This window comes from Nonomuraea sp. N2-4H (assembly GCF_045291505.1).
GTDB classification, from domain to species: Bacteria; Actinomycetota; Actinomycetes; order Streptosporangiales; family Streptosporangiaceae; genus Nonomuraea; species Nonomuraea fastidiosa.
Genome location: NZ_CP147987.1, coordinates 4607049 through 4619448, shown reverse-complemented (window position 1 = coordinate 4619448; position 12400 = coordinate 4607049). Strand labels below are relative to the sequence as shown.

The 12400-nt window shown below is 71.2% G+C and carries 11 protein-coding genes; 6 read left to right on the top strand and 5 right to left on the bottom strand.

What is annotated here, in order from left to right; genetic code table 11:
* Nucleotides 1-480 precede the first annotated feature (480 nt).
* Genes WBK31_RS21270 through WBK31_RS21260 form a run of 3 tightly spaced genes read left to right on the top strand, consistent with a single transcriptional unit; the run spans nt 481 to nt 3555 of the window.
* On the top strand, nt 481-1605 hold the full coding sequence (locus tag WBK31_RS21270) for an L-talarate/galactarate dehydratase (RefSeq protein WP_364054391.1): 1125 nt from the start codon (nt 481-483) through the stop codon (nt 1603-1605).
* The gene (locus WBK31_RS21265; protein WP_378787901.1) at nt 1602-2738 is read left to right on the top strand and encodes an L-talarate/galactarate dehydratase; all 1137 of its coding nucleotides are present in this window, start codon (nt 1602-1604) and stop codon (nt 2736-2738) included. The genes WBK31_RS21270 and WBK31_RS21265 overlap by 4 nt, the downstream gene beginning before the upstream one ends.
* Nucleotides 2739-2748: 10 nt before the next feature.
* Nucleotides 2749-3555, top strand: coding sequence for a FadR/GntR family transcriptional regulator (locus WBK31_RS21260; protein ID WP_364054385.1), 807 nt, complete (start codon nt 2749-2751; stop codon nt 3553-3555).
* Between the two features lie 6 nt (nt 3556-3561).
* Here the strand turns inward: WBK31_RS21260 and WBK31_RS21255 are convergent, their stop codons facing one another.
* The 4 genes from WBK31_RS21255 to WBK31_RS21240 are packed head-to-tail and all read right to left on the bottom strand — an operon-like array spanning nt 3562 to nt 7965.
* A complete protein-coding gene (locus WBK31_RS21255) occupies nt 3562-4830 on the bottom strand; it encodes a glucarate dehydratase family protein (protein ID WP_406673021.1) in 1269 nt (422 codons plus the stop codon).
* Nucleotides 4827-6347 carry a tripartite tricarboxylate transporter permease gene (locus tag WBK31_RS21250; RefSeq protein WP_378787906.1) on the bottom strand — a complete coding sequence of 507 codons (1521 nt, stop codon included), beginning with the start codon at nt 6345-6347 and terminating at the stop codon, nt 4827-4829. The genes WBK31_RS21255 and WBK31_RS21250 overlap by 4 nt, the downstream gene beginning before the upstream one ends.
* A 19-nt stretch (nt 6348-6366) precedes the next feature.
* Nucleotides 6367-6933: a tripartite tricarboxylate transporter TctB family protein gene (locus WBK31_RS21245; RefSeq protein ID WP_364054376.1), complete on the bottom strand. Its 567-nt coding sequence runs from the start codon at nt 6931-6933 to the stop codon at nt 6367-6369.
* Between the two features lie 24 nt (nt 6934-6957).
* Nucleotides 6958-7965 (bottom strand): tripartite tricarboxylate transporter substrate binding protein, encoded by a 1008-nt coding sequence (locus WBK31_RS21240; protein WP_364054373.1) that lies wholly within the window; start codon nt 7963-7965, stop codon nt 6958-6960.
* A gap of 169 nt (nt 7966-8134) precedes the next feature.
* Here WBK31_RS21240 and WBK31_RS21235 point away from each other — a divergent pair, with 169 nt between their 5' ends.
* The 3 genes from WBK31_RS21235 to WBK31_RS21225 all read left to right on the top strand — a co-directional run bounded on the left by WBK31_RS21235 (nt 8135) and on the right by WBK31_RS21225 (nt 11448).
* On the top strand, nt 8135-9061 hold the full coding sequence (locus WBK31_RS21235; RefSeq protein ID WP_406673020.1) for a LysR substrate-binding domain-containing protein: 927 nt from the start codon (nt 8135-8137) through the stop codon (nt 9059-9061).
* 134 nt (nt 9062-9195) lie between these two features.
* Nucleotides 9196-10110, top strand: coding sequence for a 5-dehydro-4-deoxyglucarate dehydratase (gene kdgD / locus WBK31_RS21230; protein WP_364054367.1), 915 nt, complete (start codon nt 9196-9198; stop codon nt 10108-10110).
* 15 nt (nt 10111-10125) lie between these two features.
* Entirely contained in the window at nt 10126-11448 is a 1323-nt protein-coding gene (locus tag WBK31_RS21225; RefSeq protein ID WP_364054364.1) for an enolase C-terminal domain-like protein, read from the top strand.
* 34 nt (nt 11449-11482) lie between these two features.
* Here the strand turns inward: WBK31_RS21225 and WBK31_RS21220 are convergent, their stop codons facing one another.
* The gene (locus WBK31_RS21220; RefSeq protein WP_364054361.1) at nt 11483-12334 is read right to left on the bottom strand and encodes a DUF72 domain-containing protein; all 852 of its coding nucleotides are present in this window, start codon (nt 12332-12334) and stop codon (nt 11483-11485) included.
* Nucleotides 12335-12400 lie beyond the last annotated feature (66 nt).

Sequence of the window (12400 nt, the reverse complement as noted above, 5' to 3'; positions counted from 1 at the left end):
GGTGACCGATCTTCTGCGATATCCGGCCTGCCCGTGAACCCGGCGGCCTGCCCGGAGCGGCGGGCCGACCATCTGCGAAAGCGACTCGTGCACTTCGCGGCCGGCTGCGGGCGGGGTGATGATGTCGGTGCCGAAAGCCATCGCCAGGCACGGACGGGTTAGCCCGCCCCATGCCGCCCGCCGGTCTCCGATGACGCTGACCTCGTACTGCGCGCTCGGTCCCGCGCCGGAGAGCGGACATCGCCGCGGCAATCAACGGCACCGTCGTGCTGGGCCCGGCCCTCACCCACCTGGGCCTGCTCTCCGGCCTGGCGGGCTTGGGGCTGCCGCAGGCCGACGCCGCCCTGGGGCCGCTACGGCGCGCCGTCTGACCATCTCGTCGCGGCAGCGGTGGGGGAGAACGGGGCAGTTGTCGTATGAATGGCGGATTTGTACGATGACTTGCGTACCACGCCCACCCTGACCCCGCGAGGTTCTGTCATGGCCGACCGCATCCGCCACGTCACGCTCTCCTCCGTCACGCTTCCCCTCGACGTGCCCGTCAGTGACGCCAAGGTGCTCACCGGGCGGCAGAAGCCGATGACGGAGGTGGTGTTCCTGTTCGCCGAGATCGCGACCGAGGACGGCCACTCCGGCGTCGGGTTCAGCTACTCCAAGCGGGCGGGCGGCCCCGCGCAGTACGCGCATGCCAAGGAGGTCGGGGAGAACCTCATCGGGCAGGATCCGTCGGACATCGGCAAGGTGTACGAGTCGTTGTTGTGGGCGGGTGCGTCGGTGGGCCGCTCGGGTGTGGCCACGCAGGCGCTGGCGGCCGTCGATGTGGCTCTGTGGGATCTGAAGGCCAAGCGGGCCGGTCTGCCCTTGGCCAAGCTGCTGGGGGCCTACCGCGACTCGGTGAGGACGTACAACACCTCGGGCGGGTTCCTGCACGCGCCGATCGAGGAGGTGAAGCAGCGCGCTTCGCAGTCCCTGGCGGACGGCATCGGCGGGATCAAGATCAAGGTGGGTCAGCCGGACATGCGGGAGGACCTGCGGCGGCTGGCGGCGGTCCGGGAGCACGTGGGCGATGAGGTGCCGCTGATGGTGGACGCCAACCAGCAGTGGGACCGGATCTCGGCGCTGCGCTTCGGGCGGGCGGTCGAGGAGATGAACCTGGTGTGGATCGAGGAGCCGCTGGACGCGTACGACGCCGAAGGCCACGCCCGGCTGGCGGAGGCTCTGGACACGCCGATCGCCACCGGCGAGATGCTCTCCAGCGTGGCCGAGCACGTACGGCTCATCGAGGCCCGCGCCGCCGACATCATCCAGCCCGACGCCCCGCGCGTGGGCGGCATCAGCTCCTTCCTGCGCATCGCCGCCCTCGCCGATCACGCGGGGCTGCAGCTCGCGCCGCACTTCGCCATGGAGATCCACCTCCACCTGGCCGCCGCCTACCCGCGCGAGCCGTGGGTCGAGCACTTCGAGTGGCTCAACCCGCTGTTCAACGAGCGGCTGGAGACGCGCGACGGCCGCATGATCGTGCCGGACCGTCCGGGGCTCGGGTTCACGCTGAGCGAGCAGTGCCGCGCCTGGACGACCGACCGCGTCGAGTTCGGCAAGGCGTGACGACGGCCGTGGGCGACGCGATCGCGTCCGTACGGCTCGGCAGGTACGCGGTGCCGCTCGCGACCCCCGTGAGCGACGCCAAGGTGGCCACGGGACGCCAGCGGCCCCTGTCCAGGATCGACGTGCTGACCTGCGAGATCGGCACCCGCGACGGGCTGCGCGGGCTCGGCTTCTCCTACACCACCCGCGCCGGCACGCCCGCGCAGTACGCGCATGCCAAGGAGGTGGGGGAGCACCTGCTCGGGCAGGATCCGTCGGACATCGGCAAGGTGTACGAGTCGTTGTTGTGGGCGGGTGCGTCGGTGGGCCGCTCGGGTGTGGCCACGCAGGCGCTGGCGGCCGTCGATGTGGCTCTGTGGGATCTGAAGGCCAAGCGGGCCGGTCTGCCCTTGGCCAAGCTGCTGGGGGCCTACCGCGACTCGGTGAGGACGTACAACACCTCGGGCGGCTACCTCCAGGCGCCCCTGGACGAGGTCAAGGAGCGCGCCTCGCGCTCCCTGGCCGGGGGGATCGGCGGGATCAAGATCAAGGTGGGTCAGCCGGACATGCGGGAGGACCTGCGGCGGCTGGCGGCGGTCAGGGAGCACGTGGGGGACGAGGTGCCGCTGATGGTGGACGCCAACCAGCAGTGGGACCGGATCTCGGCGCTGCGCTTCGGGCGGGCGGTCGAGGAGATGAACCTGGTGTGGATCGAGGAGCCGCTGGACGCGTACGACGCCGAAGGCCACGCCCGGCTGGCGGAGGCTCTGGACACGCCGATCGCCACCGGCGAGATGCTGACCGGCGTCCCCGACCTCGTCCGGCTCATCGGGGCCGTCGACGTCGTCCAGCCCGACGTGCCCCGCGTCGGCGGCATCACCCCCTACCTCAAGGTCGCCGCACTCGCCGACCACGCGCACGCCCAGGTCGCGCCGCACTTCGTCATGGAGATCCACGTCCACCTGGCCGCCGCCTACCCGCGCGAGCCGTGGGTGGAGCACATCGAATGGCTCGCGCCGCTGTTCGAGGAGCGGCTGCGCATCGAGGACGGGCGCATGCACGTGCCCGACCGTCCCGGGCTGGGGCTCAGCCTCGCCGGGCGGGCGCGCGACTGGCTGATCGACGACGTCGAGTTCCACGGCCCCGGCCGGTAGATTGTCCGCCGTGCCGCGCAACCCTAAGGGCAACCCCGAGGACGCCGCGCCGCGCAGCCCCAAGGACCCCGAGGACCTTGAGGACGCGGTGCCGCCACGGAACGCCGCCCACCGTCCCAAGGGCCGCAGGGGCGGCCGGGGCCTTGCTCATGAGGTGGTCGAGCGGCTCAGGGCCCGCATCCTGGCCGGCGAGATCCAGCCGGGCGAGAAACTGCCCACCGAGTCGTCGCTGATCGAGGAGTTCGGCGTCAGCAGGACCGTGGTCCGCGAGGCGATCTCCCGGCTGCAGGCGGCCGGGCTGGTGGAGACCTTCCAGGGCCGGGGCTCGTTCGTGCTGGCGCTGCCGCCGCCCACGGCCTTCTCGGTGGAGGCGGCGCAGGTGCGCACCCACCGCGACGTCCTCGACATGATCGACTTCCGCATCGGCATCGAGACGGAGGCCGCGGGCCTCGCCGCCGAGCGCCGTACGGACCTGCAGCTCAAGGCCATCGAGCGGGCCCTGATCGACCTCGGGCGCTCGGGCGAGCAGCCGGGCCACGCCGTCGAGGCCGACTTCGCCTTCCACATAAAGGTGGCGCTGGCGTCCGGCAACAGGTTCTACTCCGACCTGCTGGCCTCGCTCGGCCCCATGATGATCATGCTGCCGCGCACCCGCCTCGAACACGTCTACACGGTCTCCGACGCCACCCACCTCACGCGGGTGACGCTGGAGCACGAGAACATCTACCGCGCCGTCGCCGACCGTGATCCGGCGGCGGCGCGGGCGGCGATGCGGCTGCACCTGTCCAACAGCCGCGCTCGCCTCCAGGCGCCGTAGGACCGGCTACCAGCGGGCGGTGTTCGGGGTGAAATCGGGCACGATCGACTGCATGTACGCGGTGTCCTCGCGCCCGCGCTGACCGCACTTCAGGTACTGCTCGTGCAGCGCGGCGAGCGCGTCCTCGTCCAGCTCGACCCCCAGGCCGGGCCCGCGCGGCACGGCCACGCCGCCGTCGCGGAACTCCAGCACGCCCGGCTTGACGACCTCCTCGGTCTTCCACGGGTAGTGGGTGTCGCAGGCGTAGGTGAGGTTGGGGGTGGAGGCGGCCAGGTGCGTCATGGCGGCCAGGCTGATCCCCAGGTGCGAGTTGGAGTGCATGGACAGCCCCATGCCGAACGTCTCGCAGATCCCGCCGAGCAGCGCCGAGCGGCGCAGCCCGCCCCACAGGTGGTGATCGGAGAGCACGACCTGCACCGCGTCGGCGGCCACGGCGGGCTTGATGTGCTCGAAGGCGATCACGCACATGTTCGTGGCCAGCGGCAGCTCCGTGTGCTTGGAGACCTCGGCCATGCCCTCGATGCCGGGCGTCGGGTCCTCCAGGTACTCGAGCACCCCGGACAGCCAGGCCATCTCGACGGAGGTGCCGACCGTCCAGGCGCCGTTGGGGTCGATGCGCAGCTTGTGCCCGGGGAACGCGTCCGCCAGCGCCTCGACGGTCTCGGCCTCGTGGCGGGGCTCGTACACGCCGCCCTTGAGCTTGATGGCGGTGAAGCCGTACTCGTCGACCATCCGGCGCGCCTGCGCGACCATCTGCTCGGGCGTGCGGCCCTCGCCCCAGTCGTCGTCCTCCTGACCCGGGTGCCCGGCCCACTTGTAGAACAGGTACGCCGAGTACGGCACCCGCTCGCGTACGGCGCCGCCCAGCAGGTCGCTCAGCGGCCGCCCCATCGCCTTGCCCTGCAGGTCGAGCAGCGCCACTTCGAACGGCGACACCACGGTGTCCACGGCGCTGGAGACCTCCAGCATGCCGCCGAAGCTGGCACCGGCGCCGCCGGTCGACTCACCCAGGGCCTCGGCGACGATGCGCCGCAGGCCGTGCAGGTCGAAGACGTCCGCGCCGGGCAGGGCCGCAGCCACCGCCTCCAGGCGGCCGAGATGGGCCTGGTCGGCGTACGTCTCGCCGAGCCCGACCAGCCCCTCGTCGGTGTGCACCTGGACGATCGCGCGCAGCACGTACGGCTGGTGCACGCCCACCACGTTCAGCAGGGGAGGGTCGCGGAAGGCGACGGGCGTGACGACGACCCGGCTGACCCGGCCGGCGGAAACGGTCATGAAATCCTCTCCTCAACAGGGTCGGCGGCGCTGGGCGCGGGCTTGCGGCGTATCGCCTTGCGGATCAGCGGCCAGGCCGCGACGATCACCACGATGGCGAGCACTGTGCCAGAGATCGGGCGGGTGAGGAAGCCCGCGGGGTCGCCGCCGAAGATGAGCAGGCCCTGCCGCGCCGAGCTCTCGATCATCGTGCCGAGCACGAACGCCAGCACCAGCGGTCCCGGCTCGAAGCCGAACTTCTTCATCAGGTAGCCCAGCACGCCGAACGCGATCACGAGGAAGATGTCGTACACCTGGTTGCGCACGGTGTAGGCGCCGAGCAGCGTGATCAGCACCGTGATCGGGGCGAGGACGGCCTGCCGCACCCGCAGGATCCTGACGAACACCCCCACCATGGGGATGCTCATGATCAGCAGCAGGATGTTGCCGATGTACATCGAGTTGATGACGCCCCAGAACACGTCGGGGTGCTCGGTGACGAGCTGCGGGCCCGGCTGGATGCCCTGGATGAGCAGCGCGCCGAAGATCAGCGCCATCGTGGCGTTGGCCGGGATGCCCAGCGTCAGCAGCGGGATGAACGACGAGGTGGCGGCGGCGTTGTTGGCGGTCTCCGGCGCGGCCACGCCCTCCACCGCGCCGCGGCCGAACCGCTCGGGCTGCTTGGCGCGCCGCTTCTCCAGCGCGTACGCCGCCAGCGACGACAGCACCGCGCCGCCGCCGGGCAGCACGCCCAGCACGAACCCGACCAGCGAGCCCCGCCCGATCGCGCCCTTGGCCTGGCCCAGGTCGCGGCGCGACGGCCACACGTTGCCGACCTTGGCGGGGGAGTGCACCTTGTTGTGCCGCTCCTCCAGGTTGTAGAGGATCTCGCTGAGGCCGAACAGCCCCATGGCGATGGGGATGAAGTCGATGCCCTCGGCCAGGTTGAGGCTGCCGAAGGTGAAGCGCTCCGCGCCGGTGAAGGTGTCGCGGCCCACGGTCGCGATCAGCAGGCCGACGCAGGCGGCGATGATGGCCTTGAGCTTGTTGCCGTTGCCGATCGAGGAGATCAGCAGCACGCCGAGGATGCCGAGCGCGGCGTACTCGGGCGGGCCGAAGTCGAGCGCGAAGCCGGCCACGATCGGCGCGACCAGCGTCAGGCCGATGATCGAGATCGTGCCGCCGACGAACGAGCCGATGGCCGCGATGCCGAGCGCCGTGCCCGCCCTGCCCTGCTTGGCCAGGGCGAAGCCGTCGAAGACGGTCACCACCGACGACGCCTCACCGGGCAGGCGCAGCAGGACCGAGGTGATCGTGCCGCCGTACTGGGCGCCGTAGAAGATGCCCGCCAGCATGATGATCGCCGAGACCGGCCCGATGCCGTACGTGATCGGCAGCAGGATGGCGATCGTCGCGCCGGGGCCGAGGCCGGGCAGCACGCCGATGAGCATGCCGATGATGACGCCGATCAGGCAGTAGAGCAGGTTGGCCGGCTCCAGCACGACGCCGAAGCCGTCGAGGATCGGGGAGATGTCCATGGGGTTTTCTCGGACTTCCTCAGATGAGGCGGGGGAGCGGGATCTGCAGCAGCAGCACGAAGAGCACGTAGAACGCGGCCACGGCGCAGATGCTGATCACGATGGAGGAACGCCACGACTCCTTGCCCAGCCAGCGCAGCCAGACGAACATCAGCAGCAGCGCGGGGATCTCGAACCCGATCAGCGGCAGCAGCGCGGCGAGCGCCACCAGCGTCACCAGGCCGATCAGGGTCTGCAGGCTCGCGCGGGAGAACCGCTCGGAGTCCTGCAGGCCGCGGCCGGTGACGAGGAGCACCACCGAGAGCACGGCGATCACGACGCTGATGGCGAACGGCCACAGCCCGGGCCCGGGCTGGGTCAACTGCCCCAGGCCGAGCCCGTAGGAGCCGATCGCGCCGAGCACGCCGACGGCCAGCGCCACCAGCGCGGCCCCGACCTGGGCGGCCGGCCCCGCGTGCGGCGGCCTGGCCTCCTCCATCTCGGCCGCGAGCCGGTCGGCCTCGGCCTGCAGCAGGGCGGCCTCGTCCGCCTCAGAGGCCGAGGCCGGTGGCCGGACCGGGTCGGAGGCCGGGTCGGACACGGACATGCAAACTCCTTCGCAGGAAGGGGATCAACCGGCCAGGCTGATGCCGAACTCGTCGAGCTTCGCCTTGTACGTCGAGGCGTCCTTCTGCAGCGAGTCGATGACCTCCTGCGGGGAGACCTCCATCGGCGTGAGCGAGTTCTGCTCGTTGAACTTCTTGTACTCCTCCGTGGCGAACGTCTTCTTGGCCGCCTCCAGCAGCTTGGCCTTGACGTTCTCCGGCGTGCCCTTGGGCGCGGTGAGGAAGCGGTACTGCGTCACCTGGACGTCGAAGCCCTGCTCGATGGCGGTCTTGACGTCGGGCAGGTAGGGGATGCGCTCCTTGGAGAAGACGGCGAGCGGGATGAGCTTGCCGGCCTTGATGTTCTCGATGGCCTCGCCGATCTGCATGGTGGAGACGTCCACCTGGTTGCCGAGCAGGGCCGTCAGGTTGGGCGCGCCGCCGTCGAACGGCACGGCCGTCGCGTCGATGCCGGCGGTCTTGAAGGTCAGCGCGGAGGCGAGCTGGGCGCCGGTGCCGACGCCGGTGGTGCCGTACCGGATGGTCTTGCCGGCCTTCTTCATGTCGTCGATCGACCTGAAGCCGGACTTGGGGTTGGTGGCCATCACGTAGTCGTCGCGCGAGACACCGGTGATGACGTCGAAATCCTCGATCTTGACGGCCTCGGACGGCGACACCGTGAGCGGGGTGATCGTGAACAGCGAGGCGTTCTGCACGGCGACCTTGTATCCGTCGGGCTTGGCGGCCTGCAGCTCCTTGGCCGCCAGCGCGCCGTTGGCGCCCGGCTTGTTGATCACGGGCGCGGAGACGCCGAGCTCCTTGGCGATGCCCTGGGCGAGCGCGCGGCTGATGAGGTCGGATGAACCGCCGGCGGACGCGCCGACGCTGAACTCGATGTTGCCCGACGGATAGTCCCCGTCGCCGCCACCGGAGGAGGTCGTCTTGACGCCACCGCACGCGGTCAGCGTCATCGCGGTGACGACGCCGACGACACCCATGAGGATGCGGCGGGGGGCTGTCCGAGATGTCGGCATGGACTTCTCCTTCATGCGGGCGAGGACCGCCCGTGGATCTTTCGTGCGCGGAGATGGAGTTGCGTCAGGTTACGGCAAGGTTTCCGCTTTGTGGTTCTCCGGAGACTAAGGACCTGCCTTGATGCCTGTCCAACGTCATTTCGGTATCAAGTGATACTCTTGCGGCATCATGCTAACCCTCGATCAGATTCGGGCATTCGTCGCGGTTGCCGAAGAACTTCACTTCGGCCGCGCCGCCGACCGGCTGCGCATGACCCAGCCGCCGCTCAGCCGCCACATCCAGAAGCTGGAACGGGCGATCGGCGTGACGCTGCTGGAACGCGACAACCGCCGCGTCGTGCTCACCGACGCGGGCCGCGGCTTCCTTGAGGACGCCCGGCGCATGCTCTCCCTGGTCGACACCGCCGGGGACCGGGCGCGCAGGATCGCGAGCGGCGCGGCCGGCACCGTACGGCTCGGCTTCACCGCCGTCTCCGCCATCAGCATGCTCGGCACGCTGCTGCGCCGCCTGGCCGAGCAGCTCCCCGACATCGACGTCATCCTGCACGAACGGGTGACCGCCGGGCAGGTGGACGGCCTGCTGCGCGGCGAGCTGGACCTGGGACTCGCCCGCCCGCCGTTCGACATCGCCACCCTCGACTCCCGCATCGTCTTCCGCGAGCCGCTGTGCGCCGTCGTCCCCGCCGGGCACCGCCTCGCCACGCTCGGCCGGCCGCTCGCCCCCGACGACTTCGACGGCCTGCCGGTGATCAGCTATAACCCCGTGCAGTCGCGCTACTTCCACGAGCTGACCGTCCGCTTCCTCACCAACGCGCACCCCCGCATCGAGCAGCAGGTGCACCAGATCCTCACCGCCGTGCTGCTGGTCGCGGCCGGGCGCGGCGTGGCCCTCGCCCCCGCCAGCGCGCGCTCGCTCGGCGTGGACGGCGTCGCCTTCTGCGACCTGGTACGCGGCGGCGGCGACCCCCTCGACCCGGCCGGCGCCACCGGCGAACCCGTCGAGCTGCACGTCATCTGGGACCGCAACTCGACCAACCCCGCGCTCGGCCGGGTGCTCGAACTGCTGCCCGCCATCGGGGAGCCGCACGACCAGTGATGCTCGTACGGCATCGCTGGATAGAGAATCGCACTTGGACAGGAATCGCTCCTCCTTCTTAGCCTGGCGGACGTCGGACCTTTCAGCCGGTGCGGGGAAACCCCACGGCCGCATGTCAAGCGAGGAGCCTCGTCATGCCCAGTTACTCCCCGCAGGAGTTGGCCAGTCAGCTCAAGAGCGGACTGCTGTCGTTCCCCGTGACCCACTTCACCGAGGACCTGCAGTTCGACGAGAAGAGCTACCGCGAGCACCTGTCCTGGCTGAGCGGCTACCCGGTGGCCGGCCTGTTCGCCGCCGGCGGCACGGGTGAGGGCTTCTCGCTGACCGGTGAGGAGATCGACCGGGTCGTGCGCGCCGCCGTCGACGAGGTGAACGGCCGCCTCCCCGTGATGGCCCCCGCCACCGGCGGCACCGCCAACGCCGTCGCCCAGGCCAAGGCCGCCGAGGCGGCGGGCGCCGACGGCATCCTGCTCATGCCGCCGTACCTCACCGAGGCCGGGCAGCAGGGCCTCATCGAGCACATCTCCGCCGTCTGCTCCGCCACGAGCCTCGGCGTGATCGTCTACAGCCGCGCCAACGCCGTGCTCAACGACCGCTCCGTCGCCACCCTCGTCGACCGCAACGAGACGCTCATCGGCTTCAAGGACGGCGTGGGCAACATCGAGAACCTCACCCGCATCTACGCCGCCGTCGGCGACCGCCTGGCCTACATCGGAGGACTGCCCACCGCCGAGACCTTCGCGCTGCCGCTGCTGCAGCTCGGCATGAGCACCTACTCCTCGGCCATCTTCAACTTCGTGCCGCAGTACGCGCTCGACTTCTACGCCGACGTGCTGGCCCAGGACCGCGAGGCCGTCTACCGGCGCATCCGCGAGTTCATCCTGCCCTACCTCGACATCCGCGATCGCATGAAGGGATACGCGGTCTCTATCATCAAGGCCGGGCTGGCCGCCGTCGGCCGTCCCGCAGGGCCGGTGCGCCCGCCGCTGCAGAATCTCACCGAGAGCGAGCTCGCCGAGCTGACCGCGCTCATCGACAAGATCCGCTAGGGGGAACCTCCCGAGATGTCGCCCACCATCGAGAGCGTCGAGGTCGTCCCGGTCGCCGGGTACGACAGCATGCTCCTCAACCTGAGCGGCGCCCACGGGCCGTTCTTCACCCGCAACGTCGTCATCGTCACCGACTCCGACGGGCGTACCGGGCTGGGCGAGGTGCCCGGCGGCGAGGCCATCAGGCAGACCATCGAGGAGGCCGCCGCGCTGCTGACCGGGCGGCCGGTGGCCCGCTACCGCGCCCTGCTGCGCGAGGTCGCCGACCGCTACGCCGCCCGCGACGCGGGCGGGCGCGGCCAGCAGACCTTCGACCTGCGCACCACCGTGCACGCCGTCACCGGCCTGGAGTCCTGCCTGCTCGATCTGCACGGCCAGTACCTCGGCCTGCCCGTCGCCGACCTGCTCGGCGAGGGCCGGCAGCGCGACCGGGTGCCGATGCTCGGCTACCTGTTCTACGTCGGCGACCCCGGTAAGACGGACCTGCCGTACCTGGTGGACGACGAGGGCGAGGACCGCTGGTCGCGGCTGCGCCGCCGCGAGGCGCTCACCCCCGACGCGGTGGTGGCGCTGGCCGAGGCCGCCCAGGAGCGCTACGGCTTCACCGACTTCAAGCTCAAGGGCGGCGTGCTGCCCGGCGAGGAGGAGGTCGAGGCGGTCAAGGCGCTGGCCCGCCGCTTCCCCGACGCCCGCGTCACGCTCGACCCCAACGGCGGCTGGCTGCTGGCCGACGCCGTACGCCTGTGCCGGGGCCTCGGCGGCGTGCTCGCCTACGCCGAGGACCCCTGCGGGGCCGAGGGCCGCTTCTCAGGGCGGGAGACGATGGCGGAGTTCCGGCGGGCGACCGGGCTGCCGACCGCGACCAACATGATCGCCACGGACTGGCGGGAGCTGGCCCACGCCGTACGCGCGGACGCGGTGGACATCCCGCTGGCCGACCCGCACTTCTGGACGATGGCCGGCTCGGTGCGCGTCGCGCAGCTCTGCCACGACTTCGGGCTGACCTGGGGCTCGCACTCCAACAACCACTTCGACATTTCGCTGGCCATGTTCACCCACGTCGGAGCGGCCGCGCCGGGCGAGATCACCGCGCTGGACACGCACTGGATCTGGCAGGACGGCCAGGCGCTCACCACCTCGCCGCTGACGATCGAGGACGGCGCGGTGCGGGTGCCCGACAAGCCGGGGCTCGGCGTCGAGCTGGACAGGGACGCGCTGGCCGAGGCGCACGAGCGCTACCTCCGCCACGGGCTGGGCGCGCGCGACGACTCGATCGCCATGCAGTACCTGATCAAGGGGTGGACGTTCGACCCGAAGCGCCCCTGCCTGGTCCGCTGACGGCCGGGCCGCGCCGGGCCTCCCGAAGACGGCGTCAGAACAGCGTGAGCGGCTGGTGCGGCTCGGGGTCGGGCAGCGGGGCGAGCTCCGGCACCAGGGCGCGCACCTCGTCGTGGAAGCGGCGGGCCAGCGCCGGCGCGTCGGCGTTGTCGGGGGTGTGCACGAACACGGTCGGCGAGCGGCCCTCGCGCAGCCACCGGGCGACCGTGTCCACCCACGGCCGCCAGCCCGCCACCGTGCGCTCCTCGTCGTCACGGCCCAGGTAGCGCACGATCGGATGGCCGGTGAGCGCCCGTGCGCGGCGCGGCAGGCGCGGCTTGCGCTCCCACGCCTCACGCTCGGCGTCGCTGGTGGGCGGCGCGGCGAACATCACCGTGGTGTCGAACGGCACCCACTCGGCACCCGCGCCGTCCAGCACCCGCTCCAGCAGGCGGGCCGCCCGCTCGTCGGTGAAGAACGCCGGATGGCGCACCTCCACGGCGTAGCGGTGGCCCTGCGGCATCCGGCGCAGGAAGGCCGCGAGCGCGCCTGCGTCGTTCGGGCCGAACGAGCCGGGCACCTGCACCCAGAACGCGTGCACGCGCGGCCCCAGCGGCTCCATGGCGTCGAAGAACGCGCGCAGTTCGGCTTCGCCGCCCATCAGCCGGTGGTCGTGGGTGACGGCCTTCGGCAGCTTGACGACGAACCGGAAGCCGGGCGGGGTCTGCGCCGCCCACGACTCCACCGTGGCGCGGGCCGGGGTGGCGTAGAACGTGGTGTTGCCCTCGACCGCGTCGCACCACCCCGCGTACGCCCTCAGACGCTCGGCCTGAGGCAGGTGGGCGGGCACGAAACGCCCCTGCCACCGCGCGTGCGCCCACATCGCGCATCCCACATGAAGCCGCATGGGCACGACGCTACCGGACCCTCGCGCGGGCAAGATCCCGGTCCCGCCGCGCCCGCACCGTGACGG